The sequence below is a fragment of the Sulfitobacter alexandrii genome, assembly GCF_001886735.1.
In the GTDB taxonomy this organism is placed as follows: Bacteria; Pseudomonadota; Alphaproteobacteria; order Rhodobacterales; family Rhodobacteraceae; genus Sulfitobacter; species Sulfitobacter alexandrii.
The window spans coordinates 61,964-78,442 of sequence record NZ_CP018080.1 but is presented as its reverse complement, the minus strand read 5'-3'; the positions used below and the strand labels follow the sequence as shown (position 1 = coordinate 78,442).

The 16,479-nt window shown below is 66.2% G+C and carries 16 protein-coding genes; 15 read left to right on the top strand and 1 reads right to left on the bottom strand.

The features are described 5' to 3' along the window. The first annotated feature begins 11 nt into the window (after positions 1–11). The gene (locus BOO69_RS20540; protein ID WP_071974340.1) at positions 12–689 is read left to right on the top strand and encodes a 3-oxoacid CoA-transferase subunit B; all 678 of its coding nucleotides are present in this window, start codon (positions 12–14) and stop codon (positions 687–689) included. Next, positions 686–1,885, top strand: coding sequence for a 3-oxoadipyl-CoA thiolase (gene pcaF, locus BOO69_RS20535; RefSeq protein WP_071974231.1), 1,200 nt, complete (start codon positions 686–688; stop codon positions 1,883–1,885). Before BOO69_RS20540 ends, pcaF begins: the two co-directional genes overlap by 4 nt. A 250-nt stretch (positions 1,886–2,135) precedes the next feature. Here the strand turns inward: pcaF and hydA are convergent, their stop codons facing one another. Continuing rightward, positions 2,136–3,530, bottom strand: a complete 1,395-nt coding sequence (hydA, locus tag BOO69_RS20530; RefSeq protein WP_071974230.1) for a dihydropyrimidinase — start codon at positions 3,528–3,530, stop codon at positions 2,136–2,138. A gap of 162 nt (positions 3,531–3,692) precedes the next feature. Between hydA and BOO69_RS20525 the strand changes: the two genes are divergently transcribed. The 13 genes from BOO69_RS20525 to BOO69_RS20465 all read left to right on the top strand — a co-directional run bounded on the left by BOO69_RS20525 (position 3,693) and on the right by BOO69_RS20465 (position 16,477). Then, positions 3,693–4,295 (top strand): GntR family transcriptional regulator, encoded by a 603-nt coding sequence (locus BOO69_RS20525; RefSeq protein ID WP_237267645.1) that lies wholly within the window; start codon positions 3,693–3,695, stop codon positions 4,293–4,295. A 103-nt stretch (positions 4,296–4,398) separates the two neighbouring features. After that, entirely contained in the window at positions 4,399–4,800 is a 402-nt protein-coding gene (locus tag BOO69_RS20520) for a VOC family protein (RefSeq protein WP_071974339.1), read from the top strand. 82 nt (positions 4,801–4,882) lie between these two features. Then, positions 4,883–6,436 carry an ABC transporter substrate-binding protein gene (locus BOO69_RS20515; RefSeq protein ID WP_071974228.1) on the top strand — a complete coding sequence of 518 codons (1,554 nt, stop codon included), beginning with the start codon at positions 4,883–4,885 and terminating at the stop codon, positions 6,434–6,436. A gap of 80 nt (positions 6,437–6,516) precedes the next feature. Further along, positions 6,517–7,482, top strand: a complete 966-nt coding sequence (locus tag BOO69_RS20510; protein ID WP_071974227.1) for an ABC transporter permease — start codon at positions 6,517–6,519, stop codon at positions 7,480–7,482. 13 nt (positions 7,483–7,495) lie between these two features. Continuing rightward, entirely contained in the window at positions 7,496–8,368 is an 873-nt protein-coding gene (locus BOO69_RS20505; RefSeq protein WP_071974226.1) for an ABC transporter permease, read from the top strand. Then, positions 8,365–9,363, top strand: a complete 999-nt coding sequence (locus BOO69_RS20500; RefSeq protein WP_237267644.1) for an ABC transporter ATP-binding protein — start codon at positions 8,365–8,367, stop codon at positions 9,361–9,363. The genes BOO69_RS20505 and BOO69_RS20500 overlap by 4 nt, the downstream gene beginning before the upstream one ends. After that, on the top strand, positions 9,360–10,394 hold the full coding sequence (locus tag BOO69_RS20495) for an ABC transporter ATP-binding protein (protein ID WP_071974225.1): 1,035 nt from the start codon (positions 9,360–9,362) through the stop codon (positions 10,392–10,394). The genes BOO69_RS20500 and BOO69_RS20495 overlap by 4 nt, the downstream gene beginning before the upstream one ends. After that, positions 10,391–11,827 (top strand): ABC transporter substrate-binding protein, encoded by a 1,437-nt coding sequence (locus BOO69_RS20490; protein ID WP_071974224.1) that lies wholly within the window; start codon positions 10,391–10,393, stop codon positions 11,825–11,827. Before BOO69_RS20495 ends, BOO69_RS20490 begins: the two co-directional genes overlap by 4 nt. After that, positions 11,824–13,266 carry an amidohydrolase family protein gene (locus BOO69_RS20485; protein WP_071974223.1) on the top strand — a complete coding sequence of 481 codons (1,443 nt, stop codon included), beginning with the start codon at positions 11,824–11,826 and terminating at the stop codon, positions 13,264–13,266. Before BOO69_RS20490 ends, BOO69_RS20485 begins: the two co-directional genes overlap by 4 nt. After that, complete coding sequence (locus tag BOO69_RS20480) at positions 13,263–13,922, top strand: aspartate/glutamate racemase family protein (RefSeq protein WP_071974222.1); 660 nt, start codon at positions 13,263–13,265, stop codon at positions 13,920–13,922. Before BOO69_RS20485 ends, BOO69_RS20480 begins: the two co-directional genes overlap by 4 nt. Positions 13,923–13,931: 9 nt before the next feature. Further along, complete coding sequence (locus BOO69_RS20475) at positions 13,932–14,855, top strand: dihydrodipicolinate synthase family protein (protein ID WP_071974221.1); 924 nt, start codon at positions 13,932–13,934, stop codon at positions 14,853–14,855. Next, a complete protein-coding gene (locus BOO69_RS20470) occupies positions 14,855–15,625 on the top strand; it encodes an SDR family oxidoreductase (RefSeq protein ID WP_071974220.1) in 771 nt (256 codons plus the stop codon). Before BOO69_RS20475 ends, BOO69_RS20470 begins: the two co-directional genes overlap by 1 nt. Before the next feature lie 51 nt (positions 15,626–15,676). Beyond that, positions 15,677–16,477 carry a carbon-nitrogen hydrolase family protein gene (locus BOO69_RS20465; protein ID WP_071974219.1) on the top strand — a complete coding sequence of 267 codons (801 nt, stop codon included), beginning with the start codon at positions 15,677–15,679 and terminating at the stop codon, positions 16,475–16,477. Positions 16,478–16,479 lie beyond the last annotated feature (2 nt).

Below are 16,479 nucleotides of genomic sequence, written 5' to 3'. Positions count from 1 at the left end.
ATTTCGACATCATGAAGAACAAGCTGTCCAACGCGCAGATCGCGTGGCGCGCCGCGCAGGACATCGAGGACGGATCATACGTCAACCTCGGTATCGGCTTTCCCGAGATGATCGCCAAGTTCCAGCCCGAGGGCCGCGACGTGACCTACCACACCGAAAACGGCGTGCTCGGCTTCGGCAAGGCGCCGGCGGAAGGCGAAGAGGACTGGGATCTCATCAATGCGGGGAAGAAGGCGGTCACGCTGAACCCCGGTGCCGCGTTCTTTCACCACGCCGACAGTTTCGCCATGGTCCGGGGCGGGCACCTCGACCTTGCCGTGCTGGGCGCCTACCAAGTCGCGCAGAACGGTGATCTGGCCAACTGGCGCGTGGGCAGCAAGGGGGTTCCGGCCGTGGGCGGCGCGATGGATCTGGTGCACGGCGCGCGCCGGGTGGCGGTCGTCACCGACCATGTGACCAAGGACGGCGGCCCCAAACTGGTGGAAACCTGCACCTTCCCGCTGACCGGCGTGGGCTGCGTGACACGCGTCTACACGTCGCTCGCGGTGATCGACGTGACCGACCGCGGCTTTGTCCTGCGCGAGAAATTGCCCCGCCTCGACATGGAAGCGCTGCAATCCGTCACGGGCGCGACCCTGCACACCGAAGGCCAGGTGGCCGACCTGAACGTACCAAAGGATCTGGAATGAACGACGTCTATATCTGCGACTACATCCGCACCCCCATCGGCCGCTACGGCGGCGCACTGTCCTCCGTCCGGGCGGACGACCTCGGGGCGATCCCGCTCAGGGCGCTGGCCGACCGCAACCCCGACATGGACCTGTCGGCCATCGACGAAGTGCTTTTCGGCTGCGCCAATCAGGCGGGCGAGGACAACCGCAACGTCGCGCGCATGTCGCTGCTGCTGGCCGGCTATCCCGATGCGGTGCCGGGCGCCACGATCAACCGCCTGTGCGGGTCGGGCATGGATGCGATCATCACCGCTGCCCGCGCGATCCGCGCCGGGGAGGCGGATCTGATCGTCGCCGGTGGCGTCGAAAGCATGTCGCGCGCGCCCTTCGTGATGCCCAAGGCCGACGCCGCCTTTTCGCGCAGCAACGAGGTCTTCGACACCACCATCGGCTGGCGCTTTGTGAACAGGCTGATGAAGTCCCAGTACGGCGTCGATTCCATGCCAGAGACGGCCGAGAACGTCGCCGAAGATTTCGGCATCGCCCGCGAGGATCAGGACGCCTTTGCCCTGCGGTCACAGCACAAGGCCGGTGCCGCCATGGAAAACGGACGCCTCGCCAAAGAGATCGTCCCGGTCAGCATCCCGCAGCGCAGGGGCGACCCGGTCGTTGTGTCACAGGACGAACATCCCCGCCCCGACACCACGGCGGAAGCGCTGCAAAAGCTCAAACCCTTCGTCAAGGCGGACGGCACGATCACCGCGGGCAACGCCTCGGGTGTCAACGACGGCGCCGCCGCGCTGATCATCGCCTCCGCCGAGGCCGCCGAGAAACATGGGCTGAAACCCATTGCCAAGGTGCTGGGTGGTGCCACCGCCGGGGTGCCGCCGCGCATCATGGGCATGGGTCCGGCCCCCGCGTCGAAAAAGCTGATGGCGCGGCTCGGACTGAAGCAGCAGGATTTCTCGGTCATCGAACTGAACGAAGCCTTCGCCTCACAAGGGCTGGCCACCCTGCGCGACCTTGGCATCGCCGACGACGACGCCCGTGTGAACCCCAATGGCGGTGCCATCGCGCTCGGTCATCCCCTGGGCATGTCCGGCGCGCGGATCACCGGATCTGCGATGCTGGGTCTGGAACCGGGGCAGAAGGCGCTGGCGACCATGTGCATCGGCGTCGGACAGGGCATCGCCATCGCTGTGGAGGCGGTGTAACTCCGCCACGGATGCAATGCCGCAATGCAGAAATTGCATGGCGCGTCTATTGTGCAGCCGCAGCGTTAGCGCTATATCCGACCTGTAGCCGGTCTTCTCCTCCTCCCGGACCGGCGCACATAAATGGCGGCATCCTCCTCCCGGGTGCCGCCTTCTTGTTTTCTGCAATGCCCAGACCTGCCGGAACCGCCGCAGCGCGATCCGCGTCATCCGGCCCGGCGGCGTGGATCCGCCACCGGGGCAGGAACCGTCAGTCGCGCCAGACCATGGGCTGCCAGGTGCCTCTGCCCGCCGTCACCTCGAGCGCCCCGTCCCTGACCAGCGTTTCGCCTCTCGACAGGACGTGCACCGGCAGGCCGGTGACCGTTGTCCCTTCAAAGGGATTGTAGCCCACGTTGTCATGCAGGTCGTCTGCGCCGTAGGTCTGCGTCCGCTTCGGATCCCAGATCACGATATCCGCATCGCAGCCGACGTCGATCCGGCCCTTTCGGTCCAGCCCGAACGCGCGGGCGGGCGCCGCGGCGGTCACCTCGGCAAAGGCTTCCAGCCCGGCGCGGCCGCGGCTGACCATCGCGTCGAACATGAGCGGCAGCCGGGTTTCAAGCCCCGGCATCCCGTTCGCGATCCGGTTGAAGGCGACATCGCGCCCGTGCACGAACTTGCCCGTATCGTCCATCCGGTAGGGGGCGTGATCCGACGTGACCAGTTGCAGGGTGCCGTCCGCCAGCGCCGCCCAAAGGGCTTCCTGATCGTCCGTCGTCCGCTGGGGAGGCGAGCACATGAACCGCGCCGGATTCTCGCCGTCCAGCACGTCCACCGTCATGAACAGGTAATGCGGACAGGTCTCCGCCTCCACCGGCACGCCCCTTGCACGGGCCCGCCGCACGATCTCCGCGCCTTCCCGGGTCGACACGTGAAAGATCATGATCCGCGCCCCGGTATATTCGGCGAAACGGCACATCCGGTCGATGGCCTCGATCTCCGCTTCGCGGGGATGCGATTGCGCGTGGTACTTCGGCGCGGTCTTGCCCGCGGCAAGCAGTTTCTCGGTCGCGTTGCGGATCAGTCCGTCGTTCTCGGCATGAAAACAGACCAGCGCGCCGTCCCGCCGCGCGACATCGAGGATGTCGAGGATGGATTTGTCGTCCAGCCGAACCTTGTCGTAGGTCGTGAAAACCTTGATCGACCGGTGCCCCTGCGCGATCAGTGCGGGGATATCTTCCGCCAGATTGCCGTTGCCCGTGTCGGCAACGATCATGTGAAACGCGTAATCGGTGATCGCGCCCTTTTCCGCCAGCACGGCATAATCCGCTACCACCTGCCCCACCCGCTGCCCCGGATGCTGCGCGGCAAAGGAAACGACCGTCGTGGTGCCGCCGAACGCGGCGGACCGCGTGGCGGTCTCGAAAGTGTCCGCGTTCAGCAGGCCCGCGCCCGAAACCTGTTCGATATGGCAGTGGGTGTCCACGCCGCCGGGCAGAACGATGCGGTCGCCCGCGTCGATCAGATCTGTGCCCCGTGCCGCAAGGTCGTCCCCGATGGCGGCGATCCGCCCCCCGTCGATCGCCACATCCGCCTGCCGGATGCCCTCGGGCGTGACCACCGTGCCACCCGTGATCACCGTGTCGTATCGTGAATTTGCCATGCCAACCTCGATCCAATGTTTGGCTAAATAAAATACCGAGTGTATACCATTTGCAAACAACTATCATGGTGACGACCGGTAATCTGGTATCTGTCCGTTAACGAGAAGGCGAGTGCGATGGTCGAAACAGTGCAAACTCTTGGGGATACGACCTTTCAGCGCATGAAGGCGATGATCCTCGACGGCACGCTGGAACCGGGCACCCTGCTGCGGGAAAAGAAGTTCGCGGACCAGCTCGGCGTCTCGCGCACCCCGGTCCGCGAAGCCATCGGACAGTTGATCAGCGAAGGGCTGGCCACCCGCGCGAATGGCAGCACCCCCGTCGTCAGCCGGGTATCCCTGAGCGAGATCATGGAGATCCTGCACGCGCGCAGCCTGCTGGAATGCGAAACGGCTAAAAAAGCAGCACTTTCCATACGTTCCGCCGAAACGCTGCTGCCGATCCGAAGCCGGATCGCCGGCTTCATAGAGGGTCCGCGCCCCGATTCGCGGGCACATTCCGACCTCGATTCGCACCTCCATCTGGAGATCGCGCGCCTTGCCGGGTCGAAGCTTCTTTGCGAGTTGATTGAAGGACTTAAGAACAAGACACGCATGTTCGACCAAGGCTCGATCCCCGACCGGCTCCTGCCCGGCTGCCACGAGCATCTGGCCATCATCGACGCGATCACGGGCCAGGACCCCGAAGAGGCGGCCGCGGCCATGAAACTGCACCTGACGAATGTCCGCGAATCGATCATTTCACGGATCAATCACCCGTTCTGACCGCCCCGGCAGCCGCCGCGCGGAATTTCCGCGCAAGGGCTGTTGACAGTGCATGCGGTGTGTATACCATCTGGATACCAACATGACGAAGGTGAGAAATCACATGACTGCAGACAGCCCATCGCGGCCCCGTGACGGCGTCATCAAGGCGATCACGTTCCAGTATTACCGCGACATCCCGCGCGCGATGGCGTTCTACGAGAACGTCCTCGGCTTCGAACTGGCGATCGACCAGGGCTGGTCCAAGATCTACGGGATCGAGGGCGTGGCCCACGTCGGGCTCGTGGACGAAACACGGGGCATGCAGAAATGGGCCGAACAGAAGACGGTGCAGCTTTGCCTGCGCGTGCCCGATGTCGACGCCTGGTACGACTGGGTCAAATCCCAGGGCGTGGGCGGGCTGACGGAGCTGCGCGACAGCGAGGAGCTGGGCATCCGCGCCTTCGCGATGACCGACCCCGAAGGTTACCAGATCGAGGTCCAGACCGCGAAGCCGGGCCACTGATACGGCCCCTTCCAAAGACAAGAAAACAACAACCAAGGGCGCAAGAATCGCCCGAAACCCTGATCCAGCAAGAGGAGCTTACATGAAATACCTGTCCCAATCCGCGCTGCGCGCCGGTGCCGTCGGGGTGGCCATCCTGGCCGCCACGGGGGCCGTCGCCCAGGAAAAGTCCGTCACCATCGGCCTGACCGCAGACCCCAGCCACCTCTACCCCCTCGCGGGCGAGGAGCTGTCATCCAACATCATGTACTACCACCTGTACGACCCGCTGGTGAAGCGCAGCGCCGACCTGACCTTCGGCCCCGGTCTCGCCGAAAGCTGGGAGAACGTCGATGACACGACATGGCGGTTCAAGCTGCGCGAGGGTGTGACCTTTCACAACGGCAACGCCTTCACCGCCGACGACGTGGTTTTCACCGTCAACAAGGCGCGCGAATCCATCCGCCCCGACCTTGTGGCCAACATCGCGGAAATCAAGGCGATCGACGACCTGACGGTCGAGATCACCACCCCGCAGCCCTACGCCGTTCTGCCGAACGACCTGGCCGAAGTGCTGATCCTCGACGAGGAATACACCACCGAGACCGGCGACGAGCAGATGGACCTCAAGCCCATGGGCACCGGTCCCTACATGCTTGAAGAATGGATCAAGGAAGAAAAGCTGGTCCTGAGCGCCTTCGACGAATACTGGGCCGGCGCGCCCAAGATCAAGACCGTGACCTTCCGACCGATCACCAACCCCGCCACCCGCACCGCGGCGCTGCTCACCGGCGAGGTGGACGTGATCCAGGATCTCGCGGTCCGCGATGTGGAGCGTGTGCGCAACGAGGAAGGGTTCGAGGTCATCACCCGCCCCAGCCTGCTGAACGTCGTGCTGGCGATGGACACGCGCGAAAAGTCCCCGACCATCGAGGGTGACAACCCGATGACCGACCAGCGCGTGCGCGAGGCCATCGCGCGGGCGATCGACGTCGACGCCATCAACAAGATCGTCATGAACGGCCTTGCGACCCCGTCCGAGCAATTCGTTCCGGCGTCCCACACCGGCTACGTCGACGGGATGAACTTCCGCGAGATGTATCCGATGGATATCGAGAAATCCAAGGAACTGCTGGCCGAAGCGGGCTACCCCGACGGTTTCACCATGACGCTCGACGCCACGAACAACCGCTATGTCAACGACGCTCAGATCGCGCAGGCGCTGGCATCGATGCTGGCCAAGGTGGGCATCACGCTGAACCTCAACATCATGCCGAAGTCCAACTTCTGGGGCTACATCCGCGTACCGACCGAGAACTCAAGCTTCATCATGTCGGGCTGGGACGTGCCGGCCGGCGATGCGGGCTCCATGTACGGCGCGCTGTTCTACACCCGCGACAAGCGTGAAGGCTACGGCCAGGTCAACCGCGGCTCCTTCTCCAACGCGGAGCTCGACAAGCTTGTCGACGAGGCGGACGCGACACCCAGCCTCGAGAAGCGCGACGAGATCCTGCAGGAAGCCACCAAGCTGCTGATGGCGGAAATCCCGATGATCCCGCTCCACTACGAGCAGGACATCTACGGCGTGCGTGACGGTGTCACCCTCGAGCCGCGCACCGACAAGTTCATCTGGGCCTACGACATGGACGTCGAATAAGCCTCCACATCGCCATGACCCCCGCCGGCGCACGCGCGGGCGGGGGTTCGTAATTCCGACTGATTGGACTGTCCCACCACATGCTAGGCTACCTGCTGAAACGGCTCATCCAGATGATCCTTGTCCTCTGGATCGTGTCCGTGATCGTCTTCATGATGATGAGCTTCACCGGAGACCCGGTGTTCATGGTCGTTCCGATCGACGCCACCGATGCCGAGATCGCACAGGCCCGCCGTCTGCTGGGGCTCGATGAATCGCTGCTGGTCCAGTACTGGAAATTCATCTCTTCACTCGTTCAGGGCGACTTCGGCCGCTCCTACGTGTTCCGCCAGCCCGCGATGACGCTGATCCTCGAACGCCTGCCCGCGACCGTCGAGATGGTTCTGGTCGCCATGGTGCTCGCCGTGATCGTCGCCATCCCTCTGGGTGTCTACGCCGGGGCCAACCCCAACGGGCGTATCAGCCGCACCATCATGGCCGGATCGCTGCTGGGCATCTCTTTGCCGGGCTTCTGGGTCGGCATGGTGCTGATCTATCTCTTCGCGGTGCACTGGGGCGTCTTTCCCTCGTCCGGCCGGGGCGACACGGGAGAGATCTTCGGCTTGCGCATTTCCCTGCTGACACTGGACGGCTGGCATCACATCGCCCTGCCCGCGATCACCCTGTCGCTCGCCACCATGGCCATTCTGCTGCGCATGACCCGCGCCGGGATGATGGAGGTCTCGCGGCAGGACTTCATGAAATTCGCCCGCGCCAAGGGCGTGACCCGCAAGGACGTCCTCTACCGTCACGGGCTCAAGAACGCGCTGATCCCGGTGGTCACGATCTTCGGCCTGCAACTGGGCGACCTGATTGCCTTCGCCACCATCACCGAAACGATCTTTTCGTGGCCCGGCATGGGCAAGCTGCTGATCGATTCGATCTATCGCGCCGACCGCCCGGTGATCGTCGTCTACCTGATGCTCGTGGCGCTGATCTTCGTGGTCATCAACTTCCTGGTGGATCTCGTCTACACGCTGATCGACCCGCGGATCACCCTGAAATGAGACGGACAAGACCATGACCAGCGTGTTCCGCACCGAATTCTTCCACAACTACAAGCGCAGCGCCTCCGCCATCATCGGCAGCGCGCTGATGGCGCTCTTTGCCTTCGCGGTGCTGGCCGGCCCGTTCCTGGTCGATCAGAACCCCTACGATATCGCGTCTCTCGACCTGATGGACAGCTACAAGCCTCCGGTATGGCTCGACGGGGGCGATGCGCGCTATCCGCTCGGAACCGACGGCCAGGGCCGGGACGTGTGGGCCTCCATCCTCTACGGCGCGCGGATATCGGTCTTCATCGGTATCGTCGCGATGATCGCCTCCTGCACCATCGGCACCCTGCTGGGGCTGATCGCCGGGTTCTACGGCGGCATCGTGGATTCGATCATCATGCGGATCGCGGACATCCAACTGTCCTTCCCCTCCATCCTGATCGCGCTGTTCCTGATGTCCGCCGTCGGCACCGGAGTCGACAAGGTGCTGATCGCCCTGACGGCGGTGGGCTGGGTGGTCTATGCCCGGACCGTGCGGGGTTCGACCCTGTCCGAGATCGAAAAGGAATACGTGCAGGCCGCCAAGGTCGCGGGCCTGCCGAATGCCAAGATCATCCGCAAGCACGTGCTGCCGAACGTCCTGACCCCGCTGATCGTGATCGCGACGATCCAGGTCGGCACCTTCGTGCTGATCGAGGCCAGCCTGAGCTTTCTCGGTGTCGGCGTCCCGATCACCCAGCCCTCTCTGGGCCTGCTCATCAAGAACGGCTTCGACGTGCTGTTCAGCGGCCTGTGGTGGACCTCCGTCTTTCCCGGCGTGGCGATCATGATGCTGGTCTTCGGCATCAACCTCTTCGGAGACTTCCTGCGCGACGAACTGAACCCGAGGCTGAAATGATGACGCAAGACGACGACACGCCCCTCCTGGCGGTGCGCGGCCTGCGCACGTACTTCCACACGTTCTCCGGCGTGGTAAAAGCCGTGAACGGCGTGAGCTTCGAAATCGGCAAGGGCGAGATCATGGGTCTCGTCGGCGAGAGCGGCGGAGGAAAGTCCGTCATCGGATTCTCCGTTCTTGGCCTGATCGACCCGCCGGGCCGGATCGAGGCAGGCGAGATCCTTCTCGACGGCGAGGACCTGGCAACGGCGGGCGAGGACCGGCTGCGCGAAATCAGGGGCCGCGACATCTCGATGGTGTTTCAGGACCCGATGACCTCGCTCAACCCGCTGCACACCGTGGGACAGCAGATGGACGAGGTGCTGCGCCTGCACAGCGATCTCGGCGCCGCCAACCGTCGCAAGGCCTGCATCGAGATGCTGGAAAGCGTCGGCATCAGCCGCGCCGCCGAACGGCTCAAGGCCTATCCACACCAGTTTTCCGGCGGGATGCGCCAGCGTGTCGTCATCGCCATCGCGCTGCTGGCAGGTCCGCGGCTGATCATCGCGGACGAACCGACCACCGCGCTTGACGTCACGATCCAAAGCCAGATCCTCAAGCTGATGCGCCGCCAGATCGCGGACAAGGGCGCGTCGATGGTCCTCATCACCCACGACCTTGCCGTCGTATCCGAAATGGCCGACCACATCACCGTGCTCTATTGCGGCAAGGTGGTGGAGCGCGGGCGCACCCGCGACCTGATCGAAGCCCCGGCCCATCCCTATACCCGCGGCCTGATCGACAGCATCCCCGACCCGACCGACCGCCACGACAGGCTGCGGCAGATCCCCGGATCGGTGCCCGACATCCGGTCGCTGCCCAAGGGCTGCAACTTCCGCGAACGGTGCCCCCGTGCGCAGGCCCGCTGCGCCGAGGTCGAACCGGAACTGACACGGCAGCACGACAGCCTCTGGGCGGCCTGCCACTTTCCCCTCGCACCGGGAGACACTCAATGACGACGACAAGCTCCCCCGTTCTGGAGGTCCGGGATCTCCAGATGCACTTTGCCATCGGCGGCGGCATCCTCGACCGGCTGCGGGTCGGCCGCGGCGGATTCAAGCTGGACAACCCGGTGGTGCACGCGGTAAACGGCGTCAGCTTCAGCATCGCCCAGGGCGAGATCATGGCCCTCGTCGGCGAAAGCGGCTGCGGCAAGTCCACCGTCGCCAAGAGCATCGCGCGTATCTACAAGCCCACGGGCGGCGAAGTCCGAATCGACGGCGAGGATATCGCGCAGTACGGCTTTGCCGACATGCTGCCCATACGGTCACGGATGCAGATGATCTTCCAGGATCCCTATGCGTCTCTCAACCCCCGCCAGCGGGTGCGCGACATCGTGGCCGAACCGCTTCTGGAACAGCGCAAGGAAGCCAGGGATCGCGGCGCGGTCCGGGACGAGATCGCGGCCTTGCTGGCCCGCGTCGGCCTCAATGCCGAACATGCTGGGCGCTATCCCCACCAGTTCTCGGGCGGCCAGCGGCAACGCATCGGCATCGCCCGCGCGCTGTCGGTCCGGCCCGACCTCATCGTGGCGGACGAACCGGTCTCGGCGCTCGACGTGTCGATCCAGGCCCAGATCCTCAACCTGATGAAGGATCTGCGCGACGAATTCGGCCTCGCCTACCTGTTCATCAGCCACGACCTGTCCGTGGTCCATCACATCGCCGACAGCGTCGGCGTGATGTACCTCGGCTTCATCGTGGAAAAGGCGCCGCGCGACGTGCTCTTTGCCCGGCCACGGCACCCCTATACACGGGCGCTGTTGTCGGCGGCGCCCAGCATCAAGCCCAAGCGCGACAAGGAAGAGATCACCCTGTCCGGCGAAGTGCCCTCGGCCCTCGCCCTGCCGTCGGGCTGCTGCTTCCGCACCCGGTGCCCCTTTGCCTGGGACCGCTGCGCGGCAGAACGCCCCGCGCTTCAGGACATTGGCGATGGTCAGGCGGTGGCCTGCCACCTGATCGACGAACCGGAAAGGGATACCGCATGACCATCATCGCACAGGCCCGGCTGGGCATCCACGATCCGCACGACTGCACGGACGCGAACGACGAACTGACGATCCTGCACGCCATCTACGATACGCTGGTGCGCCGCGACGGTCAGGACTTCGCGCCGCTTCTCGCCCGGAAGTGGGAGGTCTCCGACGACGCCCGGACCTGGACCTTCCAGCTGGCAGAGGACGGGCGCTTTCACGACGGCACCCCTTGCGACGCCCCCGCGGTGATCGAGAACCTCCGCCGCATGGCGCGCGAGGACAAGGGGTATACGCTGGGCGCGCCCGCGGTGTGGCGGCAGTACCTTGGCAGCGCGGACTACGCGGCACCCGACAGCCACACCCTGCGCCTGACGCTCGCCACCCCGATGGCGGACCTTCTTGACGTGCTGGAGCAGGGGTTCATCGCCTCGCCCGCCGCCTTCGGCGCGCTGGACGCGGGCGACATGACCGCCCATGTCGGCACCGGCCCCTACCGGATCGACACGATAGCCCCCGACCGCATCACCGCCGTGCGGGTGGACCGGCACTTCGAGCCGCTGCCGCCCAATGACCGGATCACCTGGCAGCTCGAGACCAGCTCCCGCGCCCGGCAGGCCCTGCTGGCCGAGGGTGCGGTGCAGGTGGCGAACGCCCTCGACTTCGAATCGTCGCGGGCGCTCGGGCCGATGCGGCACGAATTCCTGTCGCCCGTGGCGATCATCTATCTCCTGAATGCCGCGAAAGGGCCGCTGGCCGACGCCCGCGTGCGCCGCGCGCTCAGTCTTGCCGTGGACCGCGAGGCGCTGATCGACACCGTGGTCGGCGGCGCGGCCCGGCCCCTGCGCGGGTTCGTCAGCCCCAACCACTTCGGGGCCGGCACCGGCGCGGGCGCGACCTGCGACCGCGACAAGGCCCGCGCGCTGCTGGCCGACGCGGGCCACGACACCGGACTGACCCTGCACGTGGATTGCCCCACGCGCCTCCCGGACGAGGCCGAGATCCTGACAGCGGCCCTTGGCGACCAACTGGCCGAGGTGAACATCACCCTCGAGGTTCATGTCCATCCCGAACGCGAAGACTATGCCCACATGGTCCGTCGCAAGGAAATCCGCGACCTCTGCGTGTTCGATTCCAGCCCGATGAGCACCTACCGCGTGCTTTACGAGAAGATCGACAGCCGCATCGCGGGGTCGTGGTGGCAGGGCTACGCCAATCCCCGGATCGAGGCGTTGATCGACGAGGGCCGCACCACGACCGACCGTGCCGCGCGCGCCGCCCTCTGGCGCGAGGCCTACGCCCTGTTGCAGGACGATCCCGCCTGGCTGACCCTGTACAACCCGCTCAAGGTGATCGGCATCGCGGGCGATCACCCCGACTTCACCATGCCTGCCGACGGCGTGATCGACGTCCGTGCGCTGCCGCAACTGACGGAGGAACCGGCATGAAGATCGACACCCTGCTGACCGGCGGAACGGTCATCACCATGGACCCCGACCGCCGGGTGATCGACAACGGCGCGGTGGCCGTGGCCGACGGCAAGATCGTCGCCGTGGGCCCCGCCGCGGAGATGCCTGCCGACAGCGCCGCCGAGGTGGTGGATTGCACCGGACAGGCGATCATTCCCGGCCTCGTCGACGTACACGCACACGCGGGCCACGCGCTGGTCAAGTCGATGGGCATGCACACCGGCAACAGGTGGGAAGAGATCTGCGGCGAGGTCTACACCCAGGCGTCGCCGCCCGCCTTCTGGTACGCCGAGGCCCGGCTTGCGGCGCTGGAACGCCTGCGCTTCGGCGTCACCACAGGTGTCTCGCTGCTCGGGGGCGGCGACACGATCATGCGCACCGACGATCCAGCCCATGCCGCCGCCCACTGCGATGCCGTGGCAGAGGTCGGCACCCGCAGCGTCGTTGCCGTCGGCCCCACCCGCGCACCGCATCCGCTGACCTACGCGACCTGGCAGGACGATACGCGCGCCCCCTACCCCGTCACCTTCGACCAACAGCTCGAAACCTGCCTCGCGGTCGCGGACCGCTGGCACGACACGCATCAGGGACGCATCCGCATCGCCCTGCTCTACCCCGTCCTGCGCGACGAGCACGAAAGGGACATGGCGCCACGGGACTACGCCACCGCCTGCACGCAGGCGCAGACCGTCCGCCGCCACGCGCGGGAGCGGGGGCTGGTCTTTACCCAGGACGGCCACTGGCGCGGGTCGATCAACCGGGCCGACAAGCTGGGTCTGCTCGGCCCCGATACGCTGCTGTCGCACTGCATCGACCTCCATCCCGAAGAGGTGGAAACCGTCGCAAGGACCGACACCCGGATCGCGCACAACCCCTCTGCCAACGCGTCGATCATGGGCCGCTGCCCGGCGACCGAGATGATCGCCAAGGGCGCCTGCGTCGCGCTCGGCTCGGACGCGACCGCCCCCGACCGTTCCTCCGACATGTTCCGCCACATGCAGCAGCTCATGCACTACCACCGCACCCATTTCCGCGATGCCAGCGTGATGCCCATCGGCAAGGCGCTGGCCATGTGCACCATCGACGGCGCGCGCGCCTTGGGGATGGAAGACCGCATCGGGTCGCTCGAGACCGGCAAGCAGGCGGACGTGGTGATGGTGGACCTGCGGCGTCCGCATCTCTATCCGCCGAACATGCCGGTGCACCGGCTGGTCTGCTTTGCCAACGGCAACGACGTGGCCAGCGTCATGATCGGGGGCGAGATGGTCCTGCGCGACTTCCGCGCCACCCGCGTCGACGAGGAAGCGATCCTCGACGATGCCGCTCGGCAGACCGACCTCATGCTCGACAGGATCGGCGCACGCGCCGATCTCGACCTGCCCCCGGACTTCTGGGGCAACGAAGGGAAAACCGCATGACCATCTACATCGTCAATCCGAATTCCACACAGGCCGTCACGGACGGCATCGACCGGTCGGTCGATCCGATGCGGCCTTTCAGCCCCGTCCCGATCGAGGCCCGCACCCTCGCGGAGGGGCCTCCGGGCATCGAGACGCAGGCCCATGTCGACGGGGTCGTCGGCCCCCTGCTCTCCCATTGCGCGGCACTGGAAGACACCGCCAGCGCCTTCGTCGTCGCCTGCTACTCCGATCCCGGCCTTGCCGCGCTCCGCGAACAATCCGCCCGGCCCGTGCTGGGCATCGCCGAAGCCTCGATCCTGACCGCGATGACCATGGGCCAGCGGTTCGGCATCGTCTCGATCCTGTCGAGAAGCATTCCGCGCCACATGCGTTACGTGGGTGCCATGGGCGTGATGGACCGGCTCGCGGCCGACATGCCGCTGGAACTGGGCGTGCTGGAACTGGCCGACCGGGACCGTACCTTCGAGCGGCTCAGGACGGTCGGCACCCGCCTGCGCGACGAGGCGATGGCGGACGTGCTGATCCTCGGCTGTGCCGGCATGACCGCCTATTGCGCGGACCTCGAGGATCACCTGGGCCTGCCCGTCGTCGAACCCTGCCGCGCCGCCGCCGCGATGGCGATCGGGCGCGTCGCACTCGAAAAGACCAACTGAGGACACACAATGACAAAACTCACCATCGACGCCCGCGGCGTCTTCGTGATCGCCGTGACCCCGTTCAAGCCCGATGGCGCCATCGACATGGAAAGCTGCGACCGCATGGTCGATTTCTATCTCGAAACCGGGGCAACCGGGCTGACCGTCCTCGGCATGATGGGCGAGGCCCCCAAGCTCACGGTCGAGGAATCCCGCGATGTGGTCGCGCGGATTCTCGACCGGGTGAACGGCCGCGTACCGGTCGTGGTCGGCGTCTCCGCCCCCGGCTTCGCGCAGATCGACACGCTGACGAGGATGGTGATGGACCAGGGCGCAGCCGGCGTCATGGTGGCCCCGCCCGGCAGCCTGCGCACGGACGACCAGATCTACGCCTATTACACCGCCATCGGCGACCTGCTGGGCGACGTGCCCTTCGTCCTGCAGGATTTTCCGCTGGCCACCGGCGTCCAGATCTCCGCCGGCGTCATCGCGCGGATCATGAACGACGTGCCCACCTGTGTCTGCCTCAAGCACGAGGACTGGCCCGGACTGGAGAAGATCACCGCGCTGCGCAAGGAAGGCGTGCTGAACCAGCGGGTGTCGATCCTCTGCGGCAACGGCGGCATGTTCCTGACCGAAGAGATGGAACGCGGCGCGGACGGCGCGATGACCGGCTTTGCCTACCCCGAGATGATGGTGGACGTGGTCCGCCATTTCAATGCGGGCGAGATGGAGCGCGGCCGCGATCTCTTTGACGCCTACCTGCCCCTAGCCCGGTTCGAACAGCAGCCCGGCATGGGTCTGGCCATCCGGAAATACGTGCTGGCCCGGCGCGGCGTGATCGCCCACGACGCCCTGCGCAAACCCGGCGGCGCGCTCTCTGCCGCGAGCCGCGCCGAGGTGGACCGGCTGATCGCACGACAGGAAAAACGACTGAAGGAGCTGAACTGATGGATCTCGGACTCGACGGAAAACGCGCGCTCGTCCTAGGCGCAAGCCGGGGTCTCGGCATGGCCATCGCCAAATCGCTGGCCGCCGAGGGCGCGCAGGTGTTCGCCGCCGCGCGCAGCAAGGACAAGATCGAGGCCTGGTCGGCGGGAACGGACGGCGTGACGCCCGTCGCTCTCGACCTCGCCCGGATCGAGGAGGTGGATGCGCTGGCCGACATGCTGCTACAGGACGGCGGCGTGGACATCATCGTCAACAACGGCGGCGGCCCCCCGCCGGGCACGGCAGCCGGTGCGAACCGCGCCGACTGGATTGCCCATTTCGAAGCGATGGCCGCCAACATCTTCCACCTCGATACCCGCCTGCTGCCGGCCATGCAGGAACGTGGCTGGGGCCGCATCATCTCGGTCGCCTCGTCCGGCGTCGAGCAGCCGATCCCGAATCTCGCGCTGTCCAACGGCATCCGGTCGGCCGTGATCGGCTGGTCCAAGACGCTCGCGAACGAGGTCGCGGCGGACGGCGTGACCGTCAACGTGGTGCTGCCGGGCCGCATCCACACCCAGCGGGTCGACGAACTGGATGCCGCGGCGGCCAAGCGCACCGGCAAGGACGTGGCCGATGTCGCCGCCGCCTCTCGCGGGACCATCCCGGCGGGCCGCTATGGCAAACCCGAGGAATTCGCCGACGTGGTGACCTTTCTCGCATCCGCGCGCGCCGGCTATGTCACCGGGTCCCGGATCAGAGTTGACGGCGGCTCGATAAAGTCGATCTGATGGCCGGGCGCCCGCAGCGGCGCCCGACGGACCGACAGACAGGATGACCGCATGAAGATTGCCTGCATGCAGGTGCCCCCCATCGGCACGGACGTGCCGCGCGCGCTGGACCGGCTCGCGCAGGCCGCGCGGGACGCGCGGGACGGGGGCTGCGACCTGCTCATCACGCCCGAGATGTACCTCACCGGCTATTGCATCGGCCGGGAGGCCACCGCCCGGCTCGCGGAACCGCGCGACGGCGCCATGGCCCGTGCGGTTGCCGATCTTGCCCGGCGTACCGGCATCGCCATCCTCTTCGGATTTCCCGAGCGGGACGGCGAACGGGTCTACAACGCCGCGCAGCTTGTGGACGCGCAGGGCACGCCCCTGTGCACCTACCGCAAGACGCATCTTTTCGGGAACGTGGACGCCAGCCAGTTTTCCGCCGGAGAGCACCGGAGCGCCGTGGTCACCCTGAACGGCTGGCGCGTCGCGCTCGCCATCTGCTTCGACATCGAGTTTCCCGAACTCGCCCGTGCCAGCGCCCGCGACGGGGCCGAGGCGCTGCTGGTGCCCACCGCCAACATGGCGCCCTACCTGTCGGTGCCGAACCGCCTCGTGCCCGCAAGGGCCGAAGAGAACGGCATCTTCGTCGCCTATGCCAACTACATCGGTCACGAGGGTGATTTCGACTATTGCGGCCTGTCGTGCATCTGTGACCCGGCGGGCGCCGACCTTGCCCGTGCCGGCACCGGTGAAGAGCTGGTGGCCGCTTCGCTTGACCGCGCCCGCATCGCGCAGGTACGGCAGGGCGTGAACTACCTGGCGGATCTTCGGCCCGAGATCTACCATCCCGCCCCCAAGGACGACTGACC